This window comes from Candidatus Limnocylindrus sp., from assembly GCF_040397235.1.
In the GTDB taxonomy this organism is placed as follows: Bacteria; Chloroflexota; Limnocylindria; order Limnocylindrales; family Limnocylindraceae; genus Limnocylindrus.
This window is the reverse complement of sequence record NZ_JBBAWH010000003.1, coordinates 16,633-43,317: the sequence shown is the minus strand read 5'-3', so window position 1 is coordinate 43,317 and position 26,685 is coordinate 16,633. Positions and strand designations below refer to the sequence as shown.

The following is a 26,685-nucleotide window of genomic DNA, read 5'->3' as shown; positions in this document are numbered from 1 at the left end:
CAGCAATGTTCATCACCTTTGAGGGGCCAGACGGATCGGGGAAGTCCACCCAAATCGCCCTCCTAGCCGAGCGGCTCCGCGCCGCGGGTCGTGAAGTGCTGACCGTGCGCGAGCCGGGCGGCACACCGGCCGGAGAGCGGATCCGCGCACTCCTCCTGGGCGATGGAGGGAGCGTTGAGATCAACCCGCGTGCCGACGCCCTCCTCTTCAACGCCTCCCGTTCGCAGCTCGTTCTTGAGGTGATTCGCCCTGCGCTGGCGCGCGGCGCCTCCGTCATCGCCGATCGCTTCGCCGACTCCACCCTGGCCTACCAGGGCTACGGGAGCGGCCTCCCGCTTGACGAGCTGCGAGCGGCGATCAGCTTTGCCACTGCAGGGTTGACCCCAGACCTCACCGTGCTCTTGGACCTTCCCGCCGAGGAGGGGCTCGCCCGCAAGTCGGGTGATGGGCGCACGCGCTTCGAAGAGGGGTTCGACGCCGCCTTCCATGCGCGTGTCGCCGACGGCTTCCGCGCACTGGCCGCCGCGGAGCCTGCGCGTTGGCGCTCCTTTGATGCACGCCGCCCGAAGGGCGAGCTCGCCGATGAGATCGCCTCCGCCGTTGGCCTCGCTACACTTCGTCGATGAGTGGCCCCTTCATCTCCAAGATCGACACCCTGCGACCCGCATTCGGGTTCGACGACATCTCGCTCGCCCCTGGCACCGACACCATTGATCCCGCCGACGTCGACCTAACGCAAGATTTTTGCGGCATCCCACTCACCGAGCCGATTATTGCGTCGGCGATGGATGCGGTTGTATCGCCAACGACGGCGGGGCTACTTCGCGGGCTCGGTTCGCTCGCCTTTATCAATCTTGAAGGACTCTGGTTTCGCTACGAAGACCCCGCCGCCCAGTACGCCACCATCATTGCGGCGACCGCCGATAAGGTGCAGGCCACCTTTGCTGAACTCTACGCCGCGCCGATTCGCCCCGTGTTGATCGCCCGCCGCATCGCAGAGATGCGCGCCGCTGGTGCACCCGTTGCGATCGCGGCAACACCACAAGCGGTCGGCAAGTATGCCGACGCACTGATTGGCGCCGATGTCGACCTGCTCCTGATTCAAAGCCAGGTCTCCTCTGCGCGACACATCGCCTCGGGCTACGCGCCACTTGAGCTTTCGGAGTTTGTGAAACGTGCCGGAATGCCCGTAGCGATCGGCAACACCACCAATGCCGAAGCTGCCTATGCCCTGATGGAGCAGGGGGCGGCCGCCATATTTGTTGGCGTGGGGCCAGGGAACGCCTGCACCACTCGTGAGGTACTCGGCATCGGCGTGCCGCAGGTGACCGCCGTGAGCGATGTTGCCGCCGCACGCGACGCCTTCTTCGCTGCGACTGGTCGCTATGTGCCCGTGGTCGCAGATGGCGGCATTCGTAAGGGCGGCGAGATTGCCAAGGCGCTCGCCGTTGGCGCCGACGCGGTGATGATCGGCTCGCCACTCGCTCGTGGCAGCGAGGCTCCGGGCGGTGGATTCAACTGGGGGATGGCGGCACCCTCACCAACACTGCCGCGCGGCACGCGTATCAACGTCGGCACGGTCGGGAGCATGAAGCAGATCCTGCACGGGCCATCGCATGTCACTGACGGCAGCGAGAACCTCGCGGGCGCGGTGCGTCAGTCGGCAGCGGCACTTGGCGTGCAGAACGTGCGCGGCTTCCGCGACGTTGAGGTGATCTACGCCCCGGCCGCAGCGACCGAAGGGAAGAGCTGGCAGCGTGGGCGCTAACGGCGCCGTGACCCCAACGCAGGGGGGCATCCTCGTCCTCGACTTTGGTAGCCAGTTCGCGCAGCTGATTGCGCGTCGCGTGCGCGAGCTGAGCGTGCACTCGGAGCTGATCGCCTTCGATACCCCACTGAGCGAGATCGTGGCGCGCAAGCCCGCCGGCATCATCTTGAGCGGCAGCCCGAGCTCCGTGTACGACGCCGATGGCCCAAAGCCAGATCCCGCCCTCTGGGATAGCGGCCTGCCGATCTTGGGCATCTGCTACGGCGTGCAGCTGATGGCGCAGCAGCTCGGCGGTGAGGTTGGTCCTTCAGCACATCGCGAATATGGCCCCGCCGACATTCGCATCGGCGACCAGTCGAATCTGCTGCTGGCTGGCGTTGCGGGCGATGGTGGGAGCGCCCGCGTCTGGATGAGCCACGGCGACTCCATTACGAAGGCACCGGCAGGCTTCGCGCCGATCGCCGAGACCGACTCCACCCCGTTTGCAGCCCTTGCCGACGTCACGCGAAATCTCTGGGGGATTCAATTCCATCCCGAGGTGGTGCACACCCCTGGCGGCAAGCGCCTGCTGCGCAACTTCGTCTACGACATTGCCGAGGCGCCGGCAAACTGGACCCCTGGGCGCGTTGCTGAGGACGCCATCGCTGCGATTGCCGCACAGGTGGGCCCCACCGATCGCGTCCTCTGTGCCCTCTCGGGCGGGGTCGACTCCGCCGTAGCCGCAGCACTAATCCATCGCGCGATCGGTGATCGCCTCGTCTGCGTCTACGTTGATCACGGTCTGATGCGCAAGCGCGAGTCGGACCTTCTCCGCGAGGTGTTCGCCAACACGCTCGGCATGACCATTCATATGGTTGATGCAGAGGAGCGCTTCCTAAGCGCAATGAGCGGTGTGCAGGATCCAGAAGAGAAGCGCAAGATCATCGGCCGCGAATTCATTCGCGTCTTTGAGGAGGAGTCCACGAAGCTCGGCGACTTCAAGTTCTTGGCACAGGGGACCCTCTACCCAGATGTGATTGAGTCAACGTCGAAAGAGACGAAGGCCGCGCAGAAGATCAAGACGCACCACAATGTGGGCGGCCTTCCAGATGACTTGAAGTTCAAACTGGTCGAGCCGTTGCGGTCCCTCTTCAAGGATGAGGTGCGCGCGGTTGGCCTTGAGCTCGGCCTCCCTGAGTCTGTTGTTCTGCGACAGCCGTTCCCAGGTCCTGGACTTGCGATTCGCATCCTTGGCGACGTGACGAAGGAGCGACTCGACACACTGCGTGAGGCGGATTGGATCGTGGTCGACGAGATCAAGAAGGCGGGGCTCTATCGCAGCATCTGGCAGTCATTCGCCGTGCTCACGCCTATGCGCTCAGTTGGCGTGATGGGCGATGGGCGCACCTACGGCAATGTGCTCGCGCTACGCGCGGTGACCAGTGAAGACGGAATGACCGCCGATTGGGCACGGCTGCCATACGACCTGATTGAGCGCATCTCGGCGCGTATCGTGAATGAAGTGCCGGGCGTGACGCGTGTCGTGTATGACGTCACCTCAAAGCCACCCGCCACGATTGAGTGGGAGTGACTACCAGCCCTGAGCGCCTCCCTTCACCGGGGGCGAGCTACCTGAAGGTGAAACCGATCCTTCTCGAAGGGCGACCCGAGGCCACAGTGCACACCGGAATGAGCACCCCGACAACCATGCCTGACGGCTGGTGGATTGGCATGATGTGGGCCGAGGATGATGCTGGTGTCGTGAGCTGCCGCGAGGTTGCGCCGATCGCCGGCCCCCCACCAACACCGCCACTCCAGCGCCTCGGCGAGTTGATGACGAACGGCCTCGGCGATCTCCTTGCCGTTGAGGATGGACGCTCCTGCCTAAAGTTACGCCTCCTGGGTGACCTGGCCGATATAAACGAGCCGTGGCGCCGCCCCCTCGTGCTCCAAGTGGCGGCCAAGTGGGATCCGATGCGAATCGCTACGATGACAGAGGCGAAGGTTGCCGAGGCGGCACTCGATGCCTTCACCCGTGCGATCGAGGTCGCGCACCGACCCTGACGCACCGCAATTGGAGGGGGATCAATCATGAGTGATCCGTTTAAGGATTTCCTTGAAGAGCTGGAGCGACGCCGCGGTAACGGCGCCCCTCAGGCCACTGAGGCCTCTGAATCCGAGCCTGACTCCGACGCCCCGACATCGCGCACCCGTGCCCGTCGCCCCGGCGGCTCTGCCCCGAGCGGACAGCGACCAACATTTAAGTTGGGACTGCGCACCCTCTTCCTCCCGATCCTCCTTGTGCTCGTCTTGGTTGGCGGGCCGGTCATTGGGCTCCTCACCGATGCGCGCTGGTTCGAATCGCTCGGCGCAGGCGCCCTCTACTGGCAGCGACTGCAGCTGCAGGGCGGACTCTTCGTTGGCGGAACTCTTGCTGCACTCGCGCTCCTCATGGTGAGCCTCCTTGTGGCGGGGCTCATCGCCCGACGCCTTGGCGGCGCTGCGAGCGGTGATTCAGCAAGCTCTGCGGCGCCGCGCGAACGAACCTCACTCATGGATGACCGCGGCAACCTGCAGCCCGACGGGATTGTTGATGCGCTCCGGGGACTCCTTGGCGCGGATGGCGATGGCTCCGTACGAAGTGCTGGCGCCACGATCGGTAACGGCGCCCTGCGCATCGGTGCTGTTGTTGTTGCGCTCCTCATTGGCGCACAAGTTGCCGCCAACTGGGAGCAAATTGCCCTCTGGCAGAACGCCGTCCCATACGCCGCCGACGGCTCAGCCGTTGATCCAATCTTCGGCCGCGATATCTCGTTCTATCTCTTCAGCCTCCCTGTCTTGCGCCTCGCGCAGGGTCTTGGAATCTTGCTGCTCAGTGGCGCAACGGTGATCGCCGCGCTTCGCTACCTGCCGGCGATCGGCGCTCGCGGCCTCGGCGGTGTTGGCACCCTGCCGCGCCTCCATCTCGCCCTCCTGGTCGGTGGAATCTTGCTGGTCACCGCCTACGGCTATCAGCTCGACAAGCTTGAATTGGTGTTCTCGCAGAACGGCGTTGCCACGGGCGTCTCGTACACCGACGCCACAGCACGAATCCCTGGCCTCGACGCACTGACGGTGATCGCAGCACTCGCCGCCGCCTTCTTGGTCGGCGCCGCCGTGACGCGTTCAACGTGGCCACTCGTGCTGACGGTGACGGTCTGGTTCGGCGCCTCGGCGGTGCTCACTGGGCTCTACCCAGAATTTGTCCAGCGCTTCCAGGTCACGCCAAATGAGTACGCGCTCGAGGAGCCGTACATCGCCAACAATATTCGTATGACGAGGTTGGCCTTCGGCCTCGATGGCTGGACCGAACGTCAATACGATGGCTCTGCCGACCTCACCACAGCAGCTATTGCCGAAAACGCGGAGTCATTTACCGACGCCCGCCTCTGGGACTACCGTCCACTGCAGGCAACGCTCGATCAACTGCAGACCGTGCGCCAGTACTACAACTTCTCGGATGTCGATGTCGACCGCTACATGATTGACGGGAAGCAGCGACTAGTGATGCTCTCGGCGCGAGAGCTGAACCCACAGCGTGCCCTGCAGTCGGCCACCTGGGTGAATCGTCGCATCGCCTTTACCCACGGCATCGGTGTGGCGATGGTCCCCGTCGCCGGTGTGGCGAGCGGCGGACTCCCGCAGCTGATCATTCGCGACATCCCACCAGTCTCCAGTGGTGGCGCCCCTGTGGTCAGCGAGCCACGCATCTACTTCGGCGAACTTGATGATGACTGGGTGATTGTTGGCGCCAAGACCGAAGAGTTCGACTACCCGGTCGGCGAAGATCTGACCGGTTCGGGCGCCTCGGGAGACGCGACCACGAAGTGGAGCGGCACCTCAGGGATCTCGCTGAACACCTTCTTCGATCGTCTCCTCTTCGCCGCGCGACTCGGCGACCTGAACCTGTTGATCAGCGACCAGATTACGGCCGAGAGCCAGTTGCTCTGGCGCCGAACCGTGAGCGAGCGCATCTCGGCCCTTGCACCATTCGTCACCTGGGACTCCGACCCGTACCTCGTGATTCGCGAAGATGGCGGGCTCAGCTACGTCGTGGACGGCTACACCACGAGCGACCACTTCCCGAACGCCAATGCGGCGGAGGGGAGCAACATCAACTACGTCCGCAACAGCATGAAGGCGACGGTCGACCTCTATACGGGCGAGACCGCGCTCTACCTGGCTGATGCCAAGGATCCGATCGCCCTCGCCTGGTCGAAGGTCTTCCCAGGCCTGTTTCGCCCACTCGACACGATGCCGGCCGATCTGCGTGCGCACCTTCGGGTAGGCGCGGGTGGATTCGACATCGCCACACGCATCTACGCGACGTACCACGTGACCGACCCCCAGACCTTCTACCGTCAGGACGACGTCTGGACCGTCCCAGAGTCGGCAGCCGGCTCGCAGTCACTCCCAGGGGAGTCGTACTTCGTTCGTGTGCGGCTGCCAGGTGAGACTGGAACCGAGTTCACCCTGATTCAGCCCCTCGTACCAACGAGCCGGCCGAACATGATCGCCTGGGTTGCGGCGCGCAACGATGGCGACGCCTACGGCCAGGTCGTGGCGTACCGCTTCCCGAAGGACACCTCGGTCTTTGGCCCAAGCCAGGTTGGTGCTCGCATCGATGCGGACCCAATCATCTCGGCGCAGACAACGCTCTGGGATCAATCGGGCTCGACCGTTACGCGCGGAAATCTCATCGTGACGCCGATCGGCGGAACTGTCGTCTACCTACAGCCGGTGTATCTGCAGTCCACGTCGAGCTCGTTCCCAGAGTTCCAGAAGATCGTGGCCGCAACGTCGACCAAGGTCGTATGGGGGGACACGCTCACCGAAGCGCTGAATCTCCTCGTCGGTGGTGGCGTGATCGATCCGGGCGGCGGAACGAATCCGACCGACATTGCGGGACTCGTCTCAAAGGCCTCAACGCTCTTTGCTCAGGCACAGACGGCGCTGAAGTCAGGAGACTTTGCAACGTACGGCGCGCGCATCAGCGAGTTGCAGGCGGTACTTAAAGAGCTCTCGGCACTGACGGAGAGCAGCGCGCCGTAGGGGCGAACGCATGAGCACGGCGTCGCGTCCGGGGTTGCTACAACTCGCCGGGCGTGAAGCCCCAGCGCTCTACGTCATCGGCCTGCTCGCTACCGTCGTTGGCGCGAGTGCCCTCGTCGCGGGGATCGCAGGCGCAGGGACCGCTCTCGTAATCCTCGCCCTTCTCTTGATTGGGGTTGGCGGAATTGCGCTCTCGGGGGCCTCGGCGCTGCAGCGCCGCGTCGATACTCCCGCTGCAGGTTGGCGCGGCCCAGGTCCGCTGGCGATCTTCTGGACGACGATCCCGTGGGCGCTGCTCGCGCAGCTTCTTGTCGCTGCACTACTCACCGCCCTTGGTGCTGCAACCGCCCTCAGCACGCCGCTCGGAACACTCGCCCTGGCGGCCGCATCGAACCTCGCAACGGTTCTGATCATCGGTCTGGTGGTGGTTGGCAGCGGTGCTGTGCGCTGGCGGGATCTCATCCTTGCCACACCCGCCGCATCACCGAAGACGCTGCCAGCGCCTGATCGTCGCGGCGGACTCGCCGGAGATCTCTTCTGGGGTGTTGCCCTTGCCCTTCCGATCCTGAGTGCCGCTGGCCTCTTTGCAACGCTGGTCATGAACGGCACGGGCCTCAGCGCCCCAGTCGTGCTGCCGCCAACGATGAACGCCGTGGATCTCGCCGCTAACGTCCTGACCGCTGGACTGATCGCACCGATCGGTGAGGAGCTGCTCTACCGCGGGGTGATCGCACAGGCCTGGGCGCGCCAATCATCCGCACGCCGAGCGATCCTCTTCTCTGCGATCGTCTTCGCCTTCGCGCACACACTCACTGTTGGTGGCACCTCAGTAGGCGATGCCGCGAGCGTTGCCGCCGTCGCATTTGCGGTGCGGCTTCCACTTGGGATTGCGCTTGGGTGGCTTTGGATTCGCCGACGATCGCTGGTCGCGACGATCGCACTGCACGCCTCGTACAACCTTGCCCTCGTCGCCGTCGTCGCCCTTTCGTAGCGCGGCCAAACTCATACGCGCCTGGTACGCGGCGCGCGAGAGGATGCGCTTGCCTTCGGTAGGGCGGCGGGAAAACGGCGGGCTCGCCGCTCTGCCGGAGGTGCCAATGTTGGCCGCCAGGTCTACGCCGCGGAGGTTCAATGAGTCTCGCCATAGCAGCGGCCGTACCCAGCGATATGAGCCCAGAGCAGCGCGATCGTGACCAGCGCTTCATCAGCGCACTCGACGCGTTGCTCGCGCAGAGCTGCTCAACGCACACCGCGCACGACCTGGTCGAACTCAGTGGAGGACCAGGCGGGCTCTTGCAGGGAAACCCAATCGAGAGGCTGTTGCGCGCTGGCGTGCCGAACGAGGCCGCTGAACTGGTGGTTCGCACCGTGAACGCCGCGCACGATCTCACCGCCTGGTGGCCCGCAGAGCGAACCCGCGTTCAGGCGCCGGCCGATCTCGCCGCGATCGCTCAGCCGATCTTCGGCAGGTCGGCACAGGAGCAGCTTCACATCGCCATTGTCGATGGTCGCAACGGGCTGCTCGACCTGCGCCACGTCTATACGGGCACAGCAACGGGCACGAGTGTGCGCATCGGTGAACTTCTGCGTCCGGTCCTTGAGGCGCACGGTGTCGGCTTCGCCGCAGTCCACAACCATCCGAGCGGTGATCCTGAGCCTTCAGACGAAGACCTCCGACTGACGAGCGAACTCCTCGCCGCCGCCCGGCTGCTCGACATTGAGTTCCTGGACCACCTCGTCATTGGGCATGGCCGCTGGGTGAGCATTCGCTCGAAGCAGCCCGCGATCTGGGGTGGCGAGGCGCCATAGGGGGGAGGGCGGGGGTGCGCGGGGTGGGTGCTACCATCGCGCCATGCTTGACCGAATCTACAGCCTCTTCTCGCGCGACATCGGCATTGACCTCGGCACGGCGAATACGCTCGTCCACGTCGCAGGTAAGGGTGTCGTCATTAGCGAGCCTTCGGTCGTTGCGGTTGAGACCAAATCGCGCAAGGTCCTCGCCATCGGCGCTGAGGCGAAGCGCATGCTCGGGCGTACCCCCGCGAATATCGTGGCGATTCGCCCACTCCGTGATGGCGTGATCTCCGACGCCGCGGTCACGGAGCAGATGATTAGCTACTACGTGCGCAAGGTGCACCAAGGCGGGTGGCTCTCTGCACGACCGCGCATGATCATCGGTATCCCTTCAGGAGTCACCGAAGTAGAGAAGCGTGCCGTGCGCGACGCTGCTATTCGAGCGGGTGCACGCTGGGTCCGCCTTGTTGAGGAGCCGATGGCCGCAGCGATCGGAGCCGGCCTTGCGGTAGGTGAGCCGAACGGGAGCATGATCGTGGACATTGGCGGCGGCACCACTGAGGTTGCCGTCACCAGCCTCGGAGGCATCGTGACGGCGCGCAGCATTCGCATTGCGGGCGACGAGATGGATGAGAACATCGTTGCCTACGCCCGACGTCAGTACAACCTGCTCCTGGGTGAGCGCACCGCCGAAGATATCAAGATGGCGGTCGGTTCGGCGCACTCTGGCGAGTGGGACTCGCAGCGCATCACCTTCCGTGGACGCGATCTACTCACCGGTCTGCCTCGCGCGGTAGAGGTGGCGGCGCCGCAGGTGCGTGAGGCAATTGAGCCATCGATCGTTGAGATCATCAACACCGTGCGCGACACCATTGAAGAGACACCGCCAGAGCTCGTCGCCGACATCATGGACCAGGGAATTGTTCTTGCTGGTGGTGGTGCACTCCTGCTCGGTATGGATGTGCGCCTTTCGGCCGAAACAAAGATGCCCGTTCGCATCGCCGATGATCCGCTGACCTGCGTCGTGCGCGGCACGGGCATCATTCTTGACGAAATTGAGGCGCTCGAGAAGATGCTCGTCCCCGAGACCTACCAGCGCCCCCTGCGCTAAGGACCCATGCTCCCCCGCGATCGTGGAGAGCGCAATCCGCAGGCTGGCCTTGTCGCCGTTGGCGTCGTGCTGCTCTTCAACGGGCTCCTCTTCCTACTCTCTAGCAGCGCTCCGGTACTCGCCGTGCAAGGTGCGGCGGGGCAGGTGGTGCGCACGCTCAGCGAGCCCGTTGCCGCGGCGGGGCGAGGGGCTGCATCAGTTCGCGATCTCTTCGTAGACATTCGTAGCCTGCAAGCCCGGCTCACCGCGCTGCTTGAGGAGCGTGATCAGCTTGCCTCTGAGGCGGCTCGGATCGCGAGCCTTGAACGTGAAGTAGCGGAACTTCAGGCGACGCTCGACTTGCGTGCGACGACCTCGTTTGCGACGGTTGCGGCCCAGGTCGTTGCGCGTGATTTTGCGATCGACCGGCGCTACATAATTCTTGATGTTGGGAGCACCGATGGCGTAAAGGTTGGTGACGTCGTCATCGGGGCGGGCGCCTCACTCGCGGGGCGCGTGGTGCAGGTCTCCGATCAGAGCTGCCAGGTCCGTCTCCTCACCGACCCAGAGTTTTCCGTTACCTCCGAGGTCGCCTCAACCGGTGCGATCGGGCAGGTTCGCGGGCGTGCCGCCAACCCGCTCGCCTTTGATGACGTCGACGCACAACGCCAGGTGCTTGTTGGGGCGGAGATCACCACCTCTGGGATTGAGCTAAGCCCAACGCTGCGCTCTGCCTTCCCACGAGGGCTCTCTGTGGGCCGAGTGGTCGCCGTGAACAGCATCGCCTCGGCCGTGCTCCAGAGTGCGGATGTGCAGCCGACCCTCGATCTAGATTCCGTGAGGACGCTGCTCGTAATCCTTAATTACCGCGGCGGGCTCCCTGACCCGAGCGTGACGCCGTAGCAGAACGCTTCGCCATCTTTTTCTTATAGGCGGCGATCACCTTTTTTGCTGGACCGTCCGCCACAATCCGGCCACCCTCAAGTTCAATGGCCCGCGTGCAGAACGTGGCGGCAGAGTCGAGGTCGTGCGTCACGAACACAATTGCTCGTGCCCGCTTCATGAGCTCTATGATCCTGCCACGCGACTTTTCAATGAAGGCGGCATCGCCGGTTGAGAGGACCTCATCAAGGAGCAGCACATCGGGCTCAACCGAGGTCGCGACGCTGAACCCAAGGCGTGCACGCATCCCTGTGCTGTATGTGCGCACCTCAGCCTCGGCGAATTCACCGAGTCCAGCGAATTCAAGAATCGCTGGCACGCGCCGCACCATCTCCTTGTGGGGGATGCCGAGAAACTCACCAACAAGGAGCGTGTTTTCGCGTGCATTTAGCTCTGGGTCAAAGCCAGCCCCGAGCTGTAGCAGCGTGGCGATCTTGCCTCGAACCTCGACCTTGCCGACCGAAGGCTCCAGGATGCCGGCCAGTACCTGCAGCATGGTGCTCTTCCCTGCGCCATTGGGCCCAATCACTGCGACGGATTCACCCGCCTCAACACGAAAGTCAACGTCGCGCAGCGCCCAGAACTTGCCGCTCTGGGAGTGTCGGCCGTCGCGCAGCACCGTATCGCGCAGCTTGCGCTTCTTGCTCAGACGCAGGTCGTACTGAACCCCAAGGCCAGTGAGCAGGATCGGTGGCGGCGCAGCCTGCACGCGGGAGATCTTTCGTTGCGCCACTTAGAGCACCTTCACAAAGAGTGGCGAAACTCGTCGGAAGAGGTAGATGGTGAGCAGGGTTACCGGAATTGAGGCGAGGGCCAGGATGCCGAGCGCCCCCCACTCTGGTGAGCGGCCGTAGTAGAGGGCGTCGCGATAGCCAGAGAAGATCCAGGTAAATGGGTTGATGTCGACGAAGAAGCCAAACCACGGGTGTCGGTCACCGATAGCGCGGAGTGTTTCGATCGGGAAGAGCGCAGGAGAGAGATAGAACCAGATGCGTAGCCCATGGGGGATGAAGTTCGAGATGTCACGGAAGAAGACGCCGACCGCACTGAGCGCAATCACGGCAGGGATGGTCCAGAGGAACTGCACCACCGCGACGGGAAGAACAGCGAGCGCCCAGGGGGTGAGTCGATCGGGGTAGAGCAGATAGAGCGCTCCGAGCGGTACGAGGGCAAAGATGAAGTTCGCGACGCTTGCGAGTACGGATGAGGCTGGAAGAACGAGGTGAGGGAAGGCGATCTGGCGCATCACCTGCTCGCGGCCGCGAACCGAGGTCGTGGCGGAGGCGAGCGCAGCGGTAAACCACTTCCAGGGGAGGATGGCGGCGCCGAGGAAGAGGAGGATCGCCGGCTGAGCCTGTTGGAAGATGACGCTGACCAGGAGAAAGTAGACAAAGAGCTGGAGGGCGGGGTCGAGGAACCACCAGACGTTGCCGAGAAGGGAGTTGGTCCCCTTGTTTCGGATCTCGGAGATCGTCAGATACCAGACGAGCCGGCGGCGCTCCACAAGGGAGGTAAGGCTCTCGAAGATGGTGCCAATGCTGCCTCGGCGCGGCCTGCCGACGGTCAGTTCCGTGCTGTGGGTCGTCATGAGAGGGCGAGAATAGCACCCGTCCCCCCTATACTGCCCCTATCCAGACCCCGACTGAAGGAGGATCACTGAGCATGAACCCGATCACACGCCTACGCGCCCGTGCCGCCGCCCGATATCAGGCCGCCGACAAAACGGCGCTGACCAACCTCTCATTCGTTGTTGCGATCGCCCTTGCTGGAGCCCTCCTCGTCGGCGTTGCCGGCTACTCCGTCTATGACACCACCTGGGCACCCGCGGTTGAAGTGAATAACGCTGGGATCAACAAGGCTGAGGCAAAGGCTCGAGCCGAGGTCACCGCCTTCCGCATCGCTCTCGAGGGTTCACGCATTCGCGCCCGCGTTGCCGCTGGCACCATGAGCAATAGCGCCGGCGACACCGCCCTCCAGGCGCTGAATGAGCAGGCAGAGGCAATCAGTAACCAGGTTACGACCGACATGGTCGACACACTACTGATTCGTGACCTCGCCGTGGCGAATGGTGTCATCGCCGACCCAGCCGTGTTCGCCACTGAATGGGCGAAGGAGACAACGCTCCCAGAGCTACGACTCTTCCGCCGCATCAGCATCGATTCCGCCGATGATGCGCAGACGAAGAAGCCAACCGCCGCCACACGAGCGGCAGCGAAGGCGAAGGCTGAGGCGATCCTCGCCGAGATCAAGGCGGGTGGTGATTTCGCCGTAATCGCGAAGCGCGATTCAACCGACTCATTTGCTGAGCTCGGCGGGCTCGTTGGTTGGACCACGGAGGCCGAAGATCCGACAGAGGATCTCGGATATGCGGCCGCCTGGGCGCTTATGCCGACAGCGGATGGCTCTACCCAGCCGATGACCGCCGTTATTGCACGTTCAGAAGATCAGTTCGTCATCTTCCGCCTTGAGAAGTCCCAGGCTTCGAAACTTGATCCAGACTTTGAGAAGCAGATCAGTGACGCAGGGATTGATCGCGGCCTCTACGAGCGTATGACCGAGGAGCGCGCGTTACAGACCGCCCTCAGCGACAAGATCACGGCACAGCTACTTGCTGGCCCAGTCGAGCAGCGCGAGGTCAGCTACGTCGCAGCTACCGTTCCAGCGACAGATGCTGCGCAAATTCAGGTCAGCCACATCCTCTACAGCCCAAACGATGATCCGAACACTGCAGGCGATCTCGAACCTACGGATCCGGCCTGGGCCGCCGTCGAGAAAGAGGCGATCGATCTTGTCGCCCGACTGAAGAGCGGCGCAAGCTTCGAGACTGAGGCGAAGGAGAGTGATGACAAGACCTCTGGAGCCGACGGCGGACTCTTGGTATGGGCACCGAAGGGGACCTACGTGTCAGAGTTTGAGGCGGCAATTTGGGCCGACGGGGTGAAGCACAACGACATCCTCGGCCCAATTAAGACCGAGTTTGGCTATCACGTGATTGAGTTCGATGCGCGCCGGCCATCGCTCAAGGATCGCCTCGACGAACTCGCCACGGCGCTTGCCCTTGACGGTGTGGACTTCAAGGATGCCGCCACCACCGCCACGCTTGCGATTGAAGAGCTCACCTTCGCAAGCCCAGGCTACGTGCCGAAGTACACGGTCAACCCAGAGCTTGGCAGCGTGGTGTGGGGGCTGACGGCTGGCGGCACGAGCGCCGTTGTCGAGAGTTCCAACACCTATCTCATCGTGCATGTTGATGGCGTGGAGATGCGTGCCTTGACGGCTGATCAGATCACCGGCATTAAGGGGAGCGGCTTCTCGATTTGGCTCGACCTCTACCGCTCCGCGGCGCGCGTGGCGATTGACGGAGCCGTGGTGCAGGAGGCTGGGGCTTCGCCAACTCCGTGACCGCGAAGGGGTTCAGCGGATCGATTGACGCCCTTTTCGCAGCTGCGCAACGTGCCGATGCGAGCCTAGATCCAACGAACGGCGTCACCATCGTTGCGCTAAGTCTGTGCGGTGCCGTTGCAATTGATACGGCGCGCCCACTCATCGTGCTTCTCGACAGCGCAACGACGAGTGACCAGTTGCCGGGCCGCGGTGGTTCAGGTTTTGCACTCCTTTCGCGCCTCTACAGCGCCGAACGAGTGGTGAGACTGCTGCCAAGTGGCGGCGCCAGCACCCTTGGCTCCTGCACATCTGGTGGCGCGGGCGAGGAGCAAGCCATCTATATCGCTGGGCTCGAGCCGCTCGATGCCTTCGCCACACCGTGGACGATGCCGTGGCTCAGCGCCCGCCTCCGTGCACCCGACGGCTGCCCGTGGGATCGTGAGCAGACCCATGCATCACTGGCGAAGCACCTCATTGAAGAGGCCTGGGAGCTGCACGACGCGATCGCGGCGCTCGAGTCGGCGAGCGAGGCGGAGCGACCACGGGCTACCGCCGATCTAGCCGAGGAGCTTGGCGACGTGCTGCTGCAAGTGGTGCTGCACTCGCAGATCGCGCAGGAGCGCGGCGACTTTGATCTTGCCGATGTGCAGGACGGGCTCGTGCGCAAGATCGTGCGCCGACACCCACACGTCTTCGGTGACGCGAGCGCAGCAACGACGCGCGACGTGCAGCGGAACTGGGAGGCGATCAAGGCGAGCGAACGTGCCGCAGCTGGCGAAGGTGACAAGGCGAAGGGTGCGCTTGATGGGGTGAGTCGCGGACTCCCGGCCCTCTCGGCGAGCCGCGAGCTGCAGGACCGCGCCAGTGCCGTTGGCTACGACTGGCCAACCCTCGACGGCGTACGGGCGAAGATCAGCGAAGAGTTGGCCGAGCTCGATGAGGCGCTCGCCGAGGCTGGTCACCCCGACCAGATCACCAGCACGCAGGCTTTGAGCGCCGCCACGTTGGCGCACGCGCAAGAGGAGCTGGGCGACGTGCTCGCCGTGATCGTGAATCTGGGTCGCCGCAGCGGCATTGATGCCGAGGCGGCGCTCCGTGGGGCCAACGACAAGTTCCGACGCCGCTTCGGCGAGGTCGAGCGTCGCGCCGCCTCACGCGGGATCGTGCTAAAAGATGCAGACTTCACCACATTAGATGCGCTCTGGGATGAGGCAAAAGCCGCCGAGCGCGAAGTGAAAGGGTAGGGGGCACGATGAGCAAGCTGCGAGCCGACGGACGCGCCGTAGATCAACTCCGCGATCTGAAGATTGAACTCGGTGTCCAGAAGTGGGCCGAGGGCTCCGCCATCATCTCGATCGGCAACACCGTGGTGATCTGCTCAGCCTCTATTGAAGAGCGCGTGCCGCCACACCTTCGCGGCAAGGGGACCGGCTGGGTCACCGCTGAGTACAGCATGCTGCCGCGCGCCACCAACACCCGCTCCGATCGTGAGGCGGTCCGCGGCAAGCTTGGCGGCCGCACCCATGAGATTCAGCGCCTGATTGGCCGCGCCCTTCGGCAGTCGGTCAACCTGACCAAACTCGGTGAGCGCTCGATTCTCATCGACTGCGACGTGCTCGTTGCCGACGGCGGCACGCGCTGCGCCAGCATCACCGGCGGCTGGATCGCCCTCGCCCTCGCCATGCGCGCCAAGAAGCTTGAGGCGCACCTGGTGCGCAACGTTGCCGCCGTCTCGGTCGGCATCGTCGACGGCCAGGCCGTTCTCGACCTGCCGTACGAAGAGGACAGCCGTGCCGATGTCGACCTGAACGTGGTCGCCACCGACGCTGGCCACTATGTCGAACTGCAGGGGACGGCTGAACAGGATCCGTTCCACCGCACCGCCCTCGACGAGATGTTGAAGCTTGCCGACGCCGGGATCGCCGACCTCATCAAGTTCCAGCGCGACACCCTCGCCGGCGCGTGATCGCGCCGCGACGACGGCTCCTCGTCGCCACTGGCTCTGCCCATAAGCTGATCGAGCTACAGCGCCTCTTCGGCGATCTGCCGATTAACCTGGTGACGCTGCGCGACCTTGGCATCACCGACGAGGCACCAGAAGACGGCGCGACATTCGAAGCGAACGCGCTGCAGAAGGCTCGCTGGTATGCAGAGGCTTCGAGCGAGTGGACGCTTGCCGACGACTCTGGCCTTGAGGTGGCGGCGCTGAACGGTGCACCTGGCGTCTACACGCGTCGCTACGCAGGGCCAGATGCCACCGACGTGCAGAACTACGAGAAGCTCCTTGTTGAAACCGCGCGGGTCGTTGATCGATCGGCGCGCTTCGTCTGCACCATGGCGCTGATTGATCCCGTCAACGGCTCAGCGCGCACCTTCCGTGGTGAGTGCCCTGGCGCTCTCACCACAGCGCCGCGAGGGGAGTTCGGCTTCGGATACGACCCGATCTTTGAGGTTGATGGTCGGACGATGGCGGAACGCGCACCTGCAGAAAAGGATGCGCTCAGCCACCGCGGCCGTGCCGCCGCCCTTGTTGCAGCAGCGCTTAGGAGTGAGCTCGAACAAACGCGCTAAGTGCCGCGCGCGGCCCCTTCGCCTCGGGGATCGGTAGCAGCGGATACACGTGCACAAGTCCTTCCTCGAGATAGGCGGTGCAGGAGACGCCGGCGGCTTTTGCATCTGCCACCAGCTGGAGCGCTTGCGGGTAGAGCACATCGCGCGAGCCACTAAAGAGCAGCAGCTCGCGAATCCCGCGGAGTGAACCGAACTGCGGACTCACTTCGGCGCGGCGAGGGTCGTCGCTGCCGGCCCAGAAGCGACCCGCAACTTCAAGAAACGGTGCGCTGAGAATGGGATCGGCGCGGTCGTATGTTGGCGTCTTGGGATCGGACATGGTCACGTCAAGCCAGGGCGAGATGAGTGCGACACGCGGTGAGCCACCGCCTGTGGCGACGCGTTGCGCAAGCGCCAGTGCAAGCCCACCGCCAGCAGAATCACCCATCAGCACGGGTGCGCTGCCGCCGCTACCTCGCGCCAACGTCAGGAGAGCATCAAACGATGTTGACCATGTTGCCTCAGGCGCCAGTGGATAGATCGGCAGTACAACCGTAGCGCCACTGGTGCGGGCAATCTCTGCGCACAAGTTCCAGTGAATGATCGAAGCATCACCCACATACGCTCCACCATGCAGATACAACATCTGCAGATCAGTCCCACCGCTCTTTGGGGTGAGGGTCCAAACGGGGAAGCCAAGCGTCTGATCAACCTCGGCGCTCACCGTTTTCAAGATCCCCTTCGGCGGAAGCGCAGGCTTCTGGCTGTGCATTCGCGCGAACATCGCACGGGCATGCGCATCGTCTCGAGGCGGCTTCAGCGCCGCAATCGCTCCCAAGATCCAGCCGAATAGGTTGTGTTGCAGTGAAGGCATGCGCGGATTCTACGGGGAACGCCCGCCGCATTCACCGCCGTTGCGCGCTACGGGGCGGCGGGAGCGCTCTCTGATGCGCTTGGAATCGGCGTGGGTGTGACTGTCTCTGTGGGCGTTGGGCTCGGTGAGGCGCTCTCTGGTGGAGCGGTTGGATCTGGAGTCGGGGTGTAGCGCGGCAGCGGCAGCCCAGCGTCGCACGAGGCGAGCGTTGGGAACGGATGGGTCAGCGATGGTGATGGCGTCGCGGTTGGCGTTGGGGAGGCCCCACTCGCGAGCGGCGCGGGGCTAAAGGTTGCTTCGGCGCCGAGCTTCGGCTCGCTCGCAGTCGCCGGGAAACTCCACGGCCGTGTTCCAGGGGTTGGGAAGAGGCGCTCTCCGAGCATCAGCATGCGTGCAGCGTCAAAGAAGACGACTGAGCCGAAGGGGCTGTATTCGCCCTTATGTCGATAGCGCAGGATCGTGTCCCCTGGCTGGATCACGGCACGCACGATCTTGCTCGTGTCAAACGATCCGGCCGCCTCAGCCAGCTGCGGAATAAGTGCCGGGTTGAGGTCGGTGCGCACCCCATCGCCAATCACTTCAAGGAGCGCGAGCGCGTTGCCCACAAAGTTTCCGCTGCGCGCCAACTCATCGCGGGCGGCGAGCAGGATCTCAATCTGTCGTGGACCACGGGTCATGTCGTCCGTGCCCGGCGCCTTGCGAATGCGCGCGTAGGCGAGGGCGCACTCACCACTCATATGCCAGTTGCCGGCGGGTAGTCGTGCCCCGTCCATGTCGGTCCGATACGAGACGTCAAGAATGGTGCGTCGGATCGTAAGGTCAACGCCGCCGAGCTGGTCAATGATCTTGACGAAGGTTGGAATCACGACGACGGCGGTGGCGTCAATCTTGACGTTGAACGCGGTGCCGAGTGCTGTGCTGAGCGCAACGGCCGGCCCCTCTGGGAACTTCTTCGGATAGCGCAGCGCATACGACCAGAGCGAGTTGATCTTCGGTCCGAATACATCGCCATTCCCAAGGGGTACGTTCACGAGGTCTCGGGGAATTGAGACGGTGCTGACGTAGCCGCCAATGCGATCCCAGCTGACGATGATCATTGAGTCGGTGTTGAATGAACTGCGGTTCCCCATGGTGTCGGCGCCGATGAGTAGCATTGTGAATCGATCGGCGAGTGGTGGCGGTGTTGGTGTCGCACTCTCTGCGGCTGAGCCGTCGGGGGTTGGCGTGCCGAAGCCGGAGAAGACATCGGTTGCAGCAACCTTGGCGCGATAGACAATCGCCGCCGCACCCGCCTGCGGTGCGATGGAGATGAGCAGGGCGAGCGCGAGCAGGATCGCTGAGCGGCGAGTGCGCCTCGTACCGCGGGCAGCATCGACAGTCACCAGGATGCGCCATGGGATTGAGAGGAGGAGCAGGGCGAAGAGCAGCGTGAGGCGACCCGGGGTTGCAACTGCCGCTGCGGTGCGCACCACGCCGAAGAGGAGGAGTGCGCCCAACGCTACGACGAGGAAGACGAGGAGGGGGAGGGCGGAGAGGAGTGCTGCGCGGCGACGTCCGCCGAGCCACTGGCCGAGCCCGGGGACGATCGCTGACGCGGCGGCGGCTCGGAGGGAGCCCGATTTGGACGTGGATTCAGCAGGCATAGGGTGATGATGCCACCCGATTGGGCGCAGCGTTTAGGATGAGAAGGTCGGGGTGTGGCGCAGCTTGGTAGCGCGCCTGCTTTGGGAGCAGGAGGTCGGAGGTTCGAATCCTCTCGCCCCGACCAATGTGAGGCAGGTGATGCGGATGAGACGAATCTTGCTGGCGCTCTCGGTTGCGATGGTGGTCGCAATTTGGGGAGGTACCGCACTCAGCCCGGCGGCCGCCGAAGGTCCAGCCGGCATACTTCTGAGCCGCCTTACACTTGCGGCCGACAGAGGCGACTCGAGGGCCATCACTGCACTAAGGGACTTGAAAGACTTCGCGATCCGTAACGGCATTGATCTTGCACGGATCCCCTCAAGAGCGGTCGCCGATACCCGTCATGCGCCGAGGGGAACGCTGAGCGCCCGAGGTCTCGCGCCGTTTTGGATCGACGTCTATCAGGAGGTGCCGTTTAATGGCGTTCACTCGATTGACGACTATGTGCCCGAGCGTCGCGCGGTAGCGGCAAGCCTGAGCGAGGGCATCTCTTACGCTGGTCTGCTCTCCATGAACGGCTTCGTGCCGATGGAGCGGCTGTGCCAGCTGCGCAGAGAAACAAACGCTTCTATTGATGACGCGGCAGAAGACGTTTGGATCGGCGAGGCTTGGGTCAGTCGGTTTGGGTTCGGCCCTGGAAAGCCCGACTTTTGGAATCGGCCCTGCGCCGCTGTTATTGCAGACATCAGAGCCCTACTTGCGCAGGCGCACGTTGGCGACATGCTAGAGGGCAACATCGAACATGCCAGATTCACGGTTGGTACTGCACACCTATCCGCCCAATCCGCGGGCATCGCATTGCTCCATCGGCAACCTGATGTCTTGCTTTTTGATCCTGAAGTTGACCTGCTGGCTCCGTGGTCTGCCAGCGCGGCCCACGTCCGGCTCGTAACTCCGGTGAATGCGTTCATGACGCTCATCAACGCGCGTGTCGCCGCGGGTGAGCTTGAAAACCCCTTCATCCCAATGGACCTGAGCAATAAAGCGATCAAGCCATGAAGATGCGTCCACTCAGGTCTGCCCTTCTCGTAGCGGCACTTGTGATCGGAAGTTCCCCCGAGCCAGCTTCCGCAACAAGTGTTGTTTGTGCCGTCAACAGCGGGGGAGTTAATGGATCAGACTCACTTGGAGGGACATTTCCAGGATCAGACAATCCTGACAGCGAAACGGGGTCGTATTCTGTTGACGATCTGTGGCATGACACCACTGAGTATGAGTGGTGCCAGCCAAACTTTGACTGGTTCAAAGAGCGTTACCTTGAGTGGAGTGCGAGCACCGTTAGCAACATGCTAATACCGTACCGCACCACGAGGACCCTCCAAGTAGAACAAGATGTGATTCCAGCTGACTCGTACAATTGGGGCGGGGCGCGCGACTCAAACCTCCCCTGGACTGACTTCTGGGTGGCGGATGTGTTCCAACAAATCAATGACGGATATGAAGACGTCGCGTTTGGGATCTACGATCCCGGCACTATCGTCGCGGGCATCAATTACTACGCCTATCTACAGTGGGAACAAGAGGCTGATGGCGGACTGCTTGATACGAGCCCCTTGCTGAACTACGTAGAGACGAAGATTACCTGGGGCGACAAACTTTATGGTCTCCAGAATTACGATGTCATAGGCCGTTGGAGGAAAAAAGTTGCCAACAACAAGTAGCAGCCGACCTGTGTCACTTGTCTTCGGGGGAGCGATTACCCTGGCAGTTCTGCTTGCACCGGCCGTCGCGGCTACCCTCGCACCGCCAGATGTAGAGCCACCGCCAGGGGCTGAGCTATTCGCAGCACAGGTGCGTGATCGATTTAACGAGAACGTTGAGCTTGAATTACCGCCATACCGTGTCGCGTTTACTTCTTGGGAAGTAAAGGGTGAGTCCTATTTGGTTCGCGTCGCGGTCTATGACGTTCTTTTTGGATTCACTCCGCGGTCTGGTTACGCTTCAGTCGGTTGTTGGACGCCTGAGTCGTCCATGGCTGGTGGATGGGCGGACGACCCGCTTTCAATAGCAGAGATGGAATGGATGTGGGCTAGCGCACCAGCGTTTTGCCCTTAGCGACCCAGGCACGACTGGTTGAGACCAAGCATCAAAGTTCGGTGAGTGTTGTTACCCAAGACTCGTTGCACACAGCATGTTCGGGCAACAGAAGGTGTGGACGGCTCGTTCGTAAAAAATAGTCGGTGGCGAGGTTGGTGGGATACATTTTCTATCGCCTCGTTTAGACTGACGCCATGACGAGCCAACCCCTCTCTGAGCGCCTCAGCGCCGGATACCGTCGCTTCCGCGCCGGTCGCTACAACGATGAGCGCGTGCGCTATGATGACCTTGGGCGCGAGGGCCAGAAGCCGCGCACAATGATCGTCGCCTGTTCCGACTCTCGCTCTGCCCCAGAGACGATCTTCGATGCTGGCCCAGGTGAGCTCTTTGTAGTGCGCAACGTCGCCGCGCTCGTCCCGGTGTACGCCCCGGATGCCAAGAGCCACGGCGCCAGTGCCGCCCTCGAGTTCGCCGTGCTCGGCCTCGAAGTCGACTCCATCGTGGTGATGGGGCATGGGCGTTGCGGTGGGGTAGCGGCGGCGCTCGATCCCGCTTCGCGACTGACCGATTCAGACTTCATCGGCGCATGGGTCGCCGACCTCAAAACGCTCGACGAGCGAACCCCAGCCTCGACTACAGGCGGCCCGCAAGAGCGCCAGCGGCTCATCGAGCATCTCAGCGTGCAGCAGTCGCTCGAGCATCTCCGCACCTTCCCCTGGATTGCTGAGCGCGAGCGTGCGGGCAGTCTCACCCTGCACGGCGCCTGGTTCGATATCTCGCTCGGGGAGCTCCACGCACTCGCCGGGAGCGAGTGGCTCCCACAGCCGTACGACCCGGTGGCCTGACTCCTCGGGAACCGCCAGCCCCGCTCGCTCGTTACGATACTGATGGGGACTCTCCCCACACAAAGTGAAGTAGAGGTGAATCGTGCGAACACTCCTGAAGCTCTTCCTCCCGCTCGCCCTCCTGTTGGCGGCCGTCGCCCCCGCAGCTGCGTCGGACGAGTCCCCAGCCCCCGAAGCGATGCCATTTGCGGTCAGTAGCTATAGCGGCGCGCTGCCAATCGCCACCCCCGAGGATGCGCATGCTGCGGTGCTCGCCGCCGGTGGGCCATTCGACGAATTCACCTACAACGACGGCGCGTTGATCGGCGCCACCAAGTACTACGACGTGAAGGGCGAGCCAGGGAGCGACGCCATCTGGATCGCTGTCTACACGTACGGTTGGAACGACTGCGAGTCGGGCTGCATCAACGGACACAGCTTCGTCTACCAAGTTGATCCACTCACTGGCGCAGTAACTTTCGATAGCCATCAGGGCGATGCACTTCCCGCCGATGCACCGGCAGCACTGATCGAGTTAGCTGGACGCAGTGGCGGCGTTGTCCCTGAGCCGTACTGGCGCACGCTGACCGGTGAGCCGAGCGCCTGCCCAGAGGGAATCACCGAACCGAATGCGCCAATCTCGAGCGAAACGGCGCTGCCGTGCCTGCTCCCAGATGGCTCCCTCTTCCCGGATGTGAAGGCTTCGGAAATGGGGAGCGAAAACGATTGGGCCACGATGTACAACATCTGGATGGAAGAGTTCCGCGCCTCACTTGAGCCGTGCGCCGAGGGAGTTGACGTGACGGATCCAACCATCGCGCCATGCCTGTTGCCGGACGGCACCGTCGTTGGGGCAATGCCACTCTTCGCCATCAATATGGCGGGAGCTGGTGAGCAAGACAATAGTTGGACAACCACACTGCCAGCAATCATCTTGGCGGCACTGCTCGCCTGGATTGGCGCTGCTGCACTCGTCGGTCGATCAAAGCGCCGCGCAGCGTAACTCGCGCGCAATACGAAGTACCGGGCGACCCCGGCCGAGCCGCTCAGGCGGTCAGGTCGGGGTCGTTCCCCATTCGTAGTTCTGCTTCAAGATTCGTAGGTACACAAACGTCTCCGTTTCGAGCACACCGGCGATGGAGCGCAGTCGATCGGTGAGGAATGTCAGCAGCGCATCATTGTCTTCACAGACCACTTCAATCAGTAGGTCATACGCACCAGCCACCACCACGCAGTAGCTCACCTCGGGGAGTGCCTCAAGCTCGTTGGCGGTGGTAAGCAGCGCGGCTGGAGTGCAGCGCACGCCAATCATGGCCATCAGTGGGTAGCCAACCTTGAGCGGGTCGGCCACGGCAATCACCTTGAGTGCTCCGCGATCGACGAGCCCCTTGTAGCGGGCGCGGATGGTGGATTCAGGGACACCGAATGCGGCGGCGATCTCTGTGAAGGGCTTGCGCCCGTCGGCCTGCAGCACCTCCATTAGGCGACGATCGAGGTCGTCGAGCGCTCCGTGGTTGTTCCCTCGTGCCATCTCACCCCCTGCAGTGCGTTGACGCCGCCACGGCGCCTGCGGGGCAGATGGCCCAGCGGTGCGAAGGCTACCATCAGCAGGTGATAAGCGGCCCACTGCTCCTCGCTCGCGCCCTCCTCGCAAACGTACGATTTGCCGTGCTCCAGATCGGCGTGATCGCCCTCGCCTCCACGGTCGGCATCGCCCTCCGCCAACTCCCCGATTACGCGCTCCAGAACGCTGGCGATTACGCCAACGAGATGGCAAAGCTGCGCGCTGGGTACGAGCCGACCCTCGGGCCCCTGGTAGGAATCTTTGAGCGCCTCGGCCTCTTTCGGGTCTTCACCTCGCCGTGGTTCACGGCCCTGCTGGTGCTCTTGACCGTCTCGATTATCGTTTGCACCTGGGATCGCCTCCCAAAGATCGCGGCGGCCACCGCGCCATCACGCACTGAGCAGCCCGACACATTCTTCGGCGCATCGCTGCCAGGGCGCGGCGTGATCGATCTCTCCGCCGCGCTGCCAGCGAGCGCCGAACTCGGTGACCGTGCCAACGCCGTAGCCGCGGAGGCGAAGCGTGACGGCTGGGAGGTGAGCGTTGCCGCCGATCCCGAGCGCAGCGGCGGGCTCCTTCTCCATGCCGACCGCTTCCGTCGCTCAGGCCGTTTCACCCTGGTCATGCACACCGGACTAGTAGTGATGCTGCTCGGCGCGGCGGCTTCGGGGATCTTCGGGTACACGCAAGGCATCCTGCTCACCGATGGCGAGGCACTCCCCGTGGGGAAGATCGGCACCGCGGATGGCCTCGTGATCGTGAACCACGCCTTTAGTGCGCCGCGCACCAGCACGGGCGCATTCACCGATTTCTCGACCGACCTCGGCGTCTATGTGGGCGGAGAAGAGGTGGCGCGCCAGATGGTGCGCGTGAATGAGCCGCTCGCCTTTAACGGCTGGAGCTTTCACCAGAACTTCTTTGGACCCGCCGCGCGACTGGAGATTCGCGACGACACGGGTGCTCTGCTCTGGTCTGGCGATGCGCCGTTTGCAGCGCAGGTCGATGGTGCGCCGTATGCGACGCTGCCGATTCCAGGGAGCAGCGCCGGCATTGAGATGCAGTTGCGCCGTGACACGAGCGGCGTTGATGCGATCTTCATGGTGGCGAGTGCCCCTGACCTGAGCGGTGCACCATCCGAAGACGGCACCCTCCCACTGCAGACAATCTTCGCTTCGGTACTCGCGGAGGGCGACGTTGCAACGGCACCTGGTGCCGGCTTTAGCGTCTATCTGCGTGAGGTCACCTCGTATACGGGAATCATCGCGCGACGCGATCCGGCCGCACTCCTCATCTGGATCTCCGCAGCGCTGATCATGGGCGGCCTGATGCTGACGCTCCGCCGCCCGCGCGCACGCCTCTGGTTGCAGATCCGCCCAGGCCTCACTGCAGTGCCGATCGTGCTCCTTACGGAACGGGGCGCCGACCCAGCCCAATATGGCGCCATCATTCGGCGCATCACACATCGGCTGTCGGGAGAGGGGACGTAATGGCATCACTGCGGGAGCTCGTGCAGACGCTGCTCCCCAACGCCGTGTCGCTGGCGAAGGTGCGCGACGAATCGATGGCACGCAACGTCACCTGGGTGCGCGTGATGCGCATGCGACTGCCAGCCTTTGACGGCATGGAGTCGGGCGATCTAGCGCTGATTCCACTCGCACTGCTCACGGCGGCCGCCCCCGATACGCAGGCGCGCGCCGACCTTGTGGAGTATCTGGCGGAGCATGGCAGCACTGGCATCCTGCTCCTTGGTGATGAGCAGCCGTGCGCCGCCGAGGCGAAGGCGCGGGCTGAGCTCGCCCAGGCCGCCGAGCAGAACGGACTCCCCTGTCTCGCAGTACACGGCATGGAGTCGTCGCAGCTCGAACGCAGCCTGATCGGTGCGGTCGTCAATCGTCGTGCCGAACTGGAGCGACAGGCGGTCGGGCTCGAACGGCAAATCGCAGCACTCGCACTCGACGGCCAAGGGCTCGAAGCGCTCATCGGCGCACTGGCCGCATTCATCGGTCGCGCGGTGGCACTTGAGGCGCGCGGCGGTGTCTCGCTCGCCGTTGTTGCACCAGCGGGCTTGCCGTCGAGCGCCGCTGCAGCGAAGGCGGTCTCGCACTACCTCTCGAAGAGTCGACCAACCGGGCAGCGTATTCCGCTCCCCGCCGTGCCAGGTGCGCCAGAGGGGGAGCGAGAACTTGAGGAGTCGCCGCTCGGCGATGAGGGTTCGGAGCGGCCAGGCTCGATCATCCTGCTCGGTGATGAGCCGGTCGGCGAGCGTGACCGCATCGCCTGCGAGCACGTTGCGCCACTCCTTGCGCTCGAGATCGTGCGCGTTGCCGCCGAACTTCCCGCCAACGCCGGTCGCGGTGAGGCGCGCACCCTTCCAGCCGAGGGGCCGCCATGGGTCGCCATCGCGGCTCGTCAGCCGCGACCACACGAGACCGACGTTCCAGCGCTGCGCCGCGAGCTGCGCCTTCTCGCGAGCCCGCGTCGCTTCATGTTGCGCGGGAGCAACGAGAGCCTCGAGGTGCGCATCGTCGCCGTTGCCGACGCGAGTGACCCCGGCGCGGCCGACGCTGCAGGCAAGGTTGCCAAGCGACTGAAGCGACCGGTCGCGGTTTCGCGGCCATTTAGCGAAGCATCGGCACGACCTGGGGCCGAAGCCGAGGCGCGCGCCGCTCTGGAGTCACTTGAGCGCCGCATCGGCGGCCGCGCAGGGAGTGGTGGCGAGCAGGTGGTGCGCGCCGAGCTCCTTCCTGCGCATCAGTTACTCGGCTCGGTCATGACGATCCCCGAAGGTCGACGACTCGCACTTGCACTGCTTGGGCCACTCCTCGTCGGCACTGCAGCGGCCCGACGACAGCGCATTGAAACGGTGCGCGCCATCCTCGACGCTCCAGGCTCATCTGAAGCGAGCAGCTCGCTGGGTGTACATCGCAACACAACCGCATATCGCCTCAAGCGTATTGAAGAGGTAACGGGGTGGGACCTTCGCGAGCCCGATCTGCGCCTCGCCCTCTCGCTCGCGCTGCGCATCTTGGATGCCGAGGGTGGCTTTGACGGGAGTCTCAGCGAGTAGATCTGGTCCTTTAAAGGTTCACAGGATCAGATCTCGCC

General features: G+C 63.6%; 24 protein-coding genes and 1 tRNA gene. 20 read left to right on the top strand and 5 right to left on the bottom strand.

The genetic code is table 11. The annotated features are described in order from the left end of the window. Positions 1-5 precede the first annotated feature (5 nt). The 9 genes from tmk to mreC all read left to right on the top strand — a co-directional run bounded on the left by tmk (position 6) and on the right by mreC (position 10,625). Positions 6-626: a dTMP kinase gene (gene tmk / locus AC3LB0_RS03440; RefSeq protein WP_488649769.1), complete on the top strand. Its 621-nt coding sequence runs from the start codon at positions 6-8 to the stop codon at positions 624-626. Next, the gene (locus AC3LB0_RS03435; RefSeq protein WP_488649768.1) at positions 623-1,768 is read left to right on the top strand and encodes a GuaB3 family IMP dehydrogenase-related protein; all 1,146 of its coding nucleotides are present in this window, start codon (positions 623-625) and stop codon (positions 1,766-1,768) included. Before tmk ends, AC3LB0_RS03435 begins: the two co-directional genes overlap by 4 nt. 7 nt (positions 1,769-1,775) lie before the next feature. After that, complete coding sequence (gene guaA / locus AC3LB0_RS03430; protein WP_488649767.1) at positions 1,776-3,338, top strand: glutamine-hydrolyzing GMP synthase; 1,563 nt, start codon at positions 1,776-1,778, stop codon at positions 3,336-3,338. Then, positions 3,335-3,811 carry a hypothetical protein gene (locus tag AC3LB0_RS03425; RefSeq protein WP_488649766.1) on the top strand — a complete coding sequence of 159 codons (477 nt, stop codon included), beginning with the start codon at positions 3,335-3,337 and terminating at the stop codon, positions 3,809-3,811. Before guaA ends, AC3LB0_RS03425 begins: the two co-directional genes overlap by 4 nt. A 27-nt stretch (positions 3,812-3,838) precedes the next feature. Then, positions 3,839-6,838, top strand: a complete 3,000-nt coding sequence (locus AC3LB0_RS03420) for a UPF0182 family membrane protein (RefSeq protein ID WP_488649765.1) — start codon at positions 3,839-3,841, stop codon at positions 6,836-6,838. A gap of 10 nt (positions 6,839-6,848) precedes the next feature. Beyond that, a complete protein-coding gene (locus AC3LB0_RS03415) occupies positions 6,849-7,829 on the top strand; it encodes a CPBP family intramembrane glutamic endopeptidase (RefSeq protein ID WP_488649764.1) in 981 nt (326 codons plus the stop codon). 140 nt (positions 7,830-7,969) lie between these two features. Further along, positions 7,970-8,647 carry a JAB domain-containing protein gene (locus AC3LB0_RS03410; protein ID WP_488649763.1) on the top strand — a complete coding sequence of 226 codons (678 nt, stop codon included), beginning with the start codon at positions 7,970-7,972 and terminating at the stop codon, positions 8,645-8,647. Positions 8,648-8,690: 43 nt separating this feature from the next. Continuing rightward, positions 8,691-9,743: a rod shape-determining protein gene (locus AC3LB0_RS03405; RefSeq protein WP_488649762.1), complete on the top strand. Its 1,053-nt coding sequence runs from the start codon at positions 8,691-8,693 to the stop codon at positions 9,741-9,743. Positions 9,744-9,749: 6 nt separating this feature from the next. Further along, the gene (gene mreC / locus AC3LB0_RS03400; protein WP_488649761.1) at positions 9,750-10,625 is read left to right on the top strand and encodes a rod shape-determining protein MreC; all 876 of its coding nucleotides are present in this window, start codon (positions 9,750-9,752) and stop codon (positions 10,623-10,625) included. Here the strand turns inward: mreC and AC3LB0_RS03395 are convergent. Both AC3LB0_RS03395 and AC3LB0_RS03390 read right to left on the bottom strand, forming a co-directional pair. Next, on the bottom strand, positions 10,582-11,397 hold the full coding sequence (locus AC3LB0_RS03395; protein ID WP_488649760.1) for an ABC transporter ATP-binding protein: 816 nt from the start codon (positions 11,395-11,397) through the stop codon (positions 10,582-10,584). The genes mreC and AC3LB0_RS03395 overlap by 44 nt on opposite strands. Next, the gene (locus AC3LB0_RS03390) at positions 11,398-12,252 is read right to left on the bottom strand and encodes an ABC transporter permease (protein WP_488649759.1); all 855 of its coding nucleotides are present in this window, start codon (positions 12,250-12,252) and stop codon (positions 11,398-11,400) included. A 74-nt stretch (positions 12,253-12,326) separates the two neighbouring features. Between AC3LB0_RS03390 and AC3LB0_RS03385 the strand changes: the two genes are divergently transcribed. The 4 genes from AC3LB0_RS03385 to rdgB are packed head-to-tail and all read left to right on the top strand — an operon-like array spanning position 12,327 to position 16,619. Then, on the top strand, positions 12,327-14,066 hold the full coding sequence (locus AC3LB0_RS03385) for a peptidylprolyl isomerase (RefSeq protein ID WP_488649758.1): 1,740 nt from the start codon (positions 12,327-12,329) through the stop codon (positions 14,064-14,066). Next, positions 14,063-15,292: a nucleoside triphosphate pyrophosphohydrolase gene (mazG, locus tag AC3LB0_RS03380; protein ID WP_488649757.1), complete on the top strand. Its 1,230-nt coding sequence runs from the start codon at positions 14,063-14,065 to the stop codon at positions 15,290-15,292. The genes AC3LB0_RS03385 and mazG overlap by 4 nt, the downstream gene beginning before the upstream one ends. Positions 15,293-15,300: 8 nt before the next feature. After that, positions 15,301-16,014 carry a ribonuclease PH gene (gene rph / locus AC3LB0_RS03375; RefSeq protein ID WP_488649756.1) on the top strand — a complete coding sequence of 238 codons (714 nt, stop codon included), beginning with the start codon at positions 15,301-15,303 and terminating at the stop codon, positions 16,012-16,014. Continuing rightward, the gene (gene rdgB / locus AC3LB0_RS03370; protein WP_488649755.1) at positions 16,011-16,619 is read left to right on the top strand and encodes an RdgB/HAM1 family non-canonical purine NTP pyrophosphatase; all 609 of its coding nucleotides are present in this window, start codon (positions 16,011-16,013) and stop codon (positions 16,617-16,619) included. Before rph ends, rdgB begins: the two co-directional genes overlap by 4 nt. Here the strand turns inward: rdgB and AC3LB0_RS03365 are convergent. Next, positions 16,591-17,472, bottom strand: coding sequence for an alpha/beta hydrolase fold domain-containing protein (locus AC3LB0_RS03365; RefSeq protein ID WP_488649754.1), 882 nt, complete (start codon positions 17,470-17,472; stop codon positions 16,591-16,593). The genes rdgB and AC3LB0_RS03365 overlap by 29 nt on opposite strands. Positions 17,473-17,519: 47 nt before the next feature. Then, positions 17,520-19,115: an LCP family protein gene (locus AC3LB0_RS03360; protein WP_488649753.1), complete on the bottom strand. Its 1,596-nt coding sequence runs from the start codon at positions 19,113-19,115 to the stop codon at positions 17,520-17,522. A gap of 48 nt (positions 19,116-19,163) precedes the next feature. Here AC3LB0_RS03360 and AC3LB0_RS03355 point away from each other — a divergent pair. From AC3LB0_RS03355 to AC3LB0_RS03335, 5 genes are all read left to right on the top strand, one after another. Continuing rightward, positions 19,164-19,240, top strand: a tRNA-Pro gene (locus tag AC3LB0_RS03355). Positions 19,241-19,425: 185 nt separating this feature from the next. Then, the gene (locus tag AC3LB0_RS03350; protein WP_488649752.1) at positions 19,426-20,154 is read left to right on the top strand and encodes a hypothetical protein; all 729 of its coding nucleotides are present in this window, start codon (positions 19,426-19,428) and stop codon (positions 20,152-20,154) included. Further along, positions 20,151-20,816: a hypothetical protein gene (locus AC3LB0_RS03345; RefSeq protein ID WP_488649751.1), complete on the top strand. Its 666-nt coding sequence runs from the start codon at positions 20,151-20,153 to the stop codon at positions 20,814-20,816. The genes AC3LB0_RS03350 and AC3LB0_RS03345 overlap by 4 nt, the downstream gene beginning before the upstream one ends. 570 nt (positions 20,817-21,386) lie before the next feature. Continuing rightward, positions 21,387-22,037 (top strand): carbonic anhydrase, encoded by a 651-nt coding sequence (locus tag AC3LB0_RS03340; protein ID WP_488649750.1) that lies wholly within the window; start codon positions 21,387-21,389, stop codon positions 22,035-22,037. Positions 22,038-22,119: 82 nt separating this feature from the next. After that, positions 22,120-23,019: a hypothetical protein gene (locus AC3LB0_RS03335; RefSeq protein WP_488649749.1), complete on the top strand. Its 900-nt coding sequence runs from the start codon at positions 22,120-22,122 to the stop codon at positions 23,017-23,019. A 51-nt stretch (positions 23,020-23,070) separates the two neighbouring features. On the opposite strand, the gene AC3LB0_RS03330 is transcribed toward AC3LB0_RS03335, so the two are convergent. Next, a complete protein-coding gene (locus tag AC3LB0_RS03330) occupies positions 23,071-23,547 on the bottom strand; it encodes an Lrp/AsnC family transcriptional regulator (protein WP_488649748.1) in 477 nt (158 codons plus the stop codon). Positions 23,548-23,627: 80 nt separating this feature from the next. Here AC3LB0_RS03330 and AC3LB0_RS03325 point away from each other — a divergent pair, with 80 nt between their 5' ends. Beyond that, positions 23,628-25,067: a cytochrome c biogenesis ResB family protein gene (locus AC3LB0_RS03325; RefSeq protein WP_488649747.1), complete on the top strand. Its 1,440-nt coding sequence runs from the start codon at positions 23,628-23,630 to the stop codon at positions 25,065-25,067. Continuing rightward, positions 25,067-26,647, top strand: a complete 1,581-nt coding sequence (locus tag AC3LB0_RS03320) for a helix-turn-helix domain-containing protein (protein ID WP_488649746.1) — start codon at positions 25,067-25,069, stop codon at positions 26,645-26,647. The genes AC3LB0_RS03325 and AC3LB0_RS03320 overlap by 1 nt, the downstream gene beginning before the upstream one ends. Positions 26,648-26,685: the final 38 nt, after the last annotated feature.

Excerpts from the sequence above, each read along its gene's own strand:
- tmk (WP_488649769.1), top strand. The coding sequence starts at position 6 with ATGTTCATCACCTTTGAGGGGCCAGACGGATCGGGGAAGTCCACCCAA.
- AC3LB0_RS03435 (WP_488649768.1), top strand. The coding sequence starts at position 623 with ATGAGTGGCCCCTTCATCTCCAAGATCGACACCCTGCGACCCGCATTC.
- AC3LB0_RS03420 (WP_488649765.1), top strand. The coding sequence starts at position 3,839 with ATGAGTGATCCGTTTAAGGATTTCCTTGAAGAGCTGGAGCGACGCCGC.
- AC3LB0_RS03415 (WP_488649764.1), top strand. The coding sequence starts at position 6,849 with ATGAGCACGGCGTCGCGTCCGGGGTTGCTACAACTCGCCGGGCGTGAA.
- AC3LB0_RS03410 (WP_488649763.1), top strand. The coding sequence starts at position 7,970 with ATGAGTCTCGCCATAGCAGCGGCCGTACCCAGCGATATGAGCCCAGAG.
- AC3LB0_RS03405 (WP_488649762.1), top strand. The coding sequence starts at position 8,691 with ATGCTTGACCGAATCTACAGCCTCTTCTCGCGCGACATCGGCATTGAC.
- mreC (WP_488649761.1), top strand. The coding sequence starts at position 9,750 with ATGCTCCCCCGCGATCGTGGAGAGCGCAATCCGCAGGCTGGCCTTGTC.
- AC3LB0_RS03390 (WP_488649759.1), bottom strand. The coding sequence starts at position 12,252 with ATGACGACCCACAGCACGGAACTGACCGTCGGCAGGCCGCGCCGAGGC.
- AC3LB0_RS03385 (WP_488649758.1), top strand. The coding sequence starts at position 12,327 with ATGAACCCGATCACACGCCTACGCGCCCGTGCCGCCGCCCGATATCAG.
- rph (WP_488649756.1), top strand. The coding sequence starts at position 15,301 with ATGAGCAAGCTGCGAGCCGACGGACGCGCCGTAGATCAACTCCGCGAT.
- AC3LB0_RS03365 (WP_488649754.1), bottom strand. The coding sequence starts at position 17,472 with ATGCCTTCACTGCAACACAACCTATTCGGCTGGATCTTGGGAGCGATT.
- AC3LB0_RS03360 (WP_488649753.1), bottom strand. The coding sequence starts at position 19,115 with ATGCCTGCTGAATCCACGTCCAAATCGGGCTCCCTCCGAGCCGCCGCC.
- AC3LB0_RS03345 (WP_488649751.1), top strand. The coding sequence starts at position 20,151 with ATGAAGATGCGTCCACTCAGGTCTGCCCTTCTCGTAGCGGCACTTGTG.
- AC3LB0_RS03340 (WP_488649750.1), top strand. The coding sequence starts at position 21,387 with ATGACGAGCCAACCCCTCTCTGAGCGCCTCAGCGCCGGATACCGTCGC.
- AC3LB0_RS03330 (WP_488649748.1), bottom strand. The coding sequence starts at position 23,547 with ATGGCACGAGGGAACAACCACGGAGCGCTCGACGACCTCGATCGTCGC.
- AC3LB0_RS03320 (WP_488649746.1), top strand. The coding sequence starts at position 25,067 with ATGGCATCACTGCGGGAGCTCGTGCAGACGCTGCTCCCCAACGCCGTG.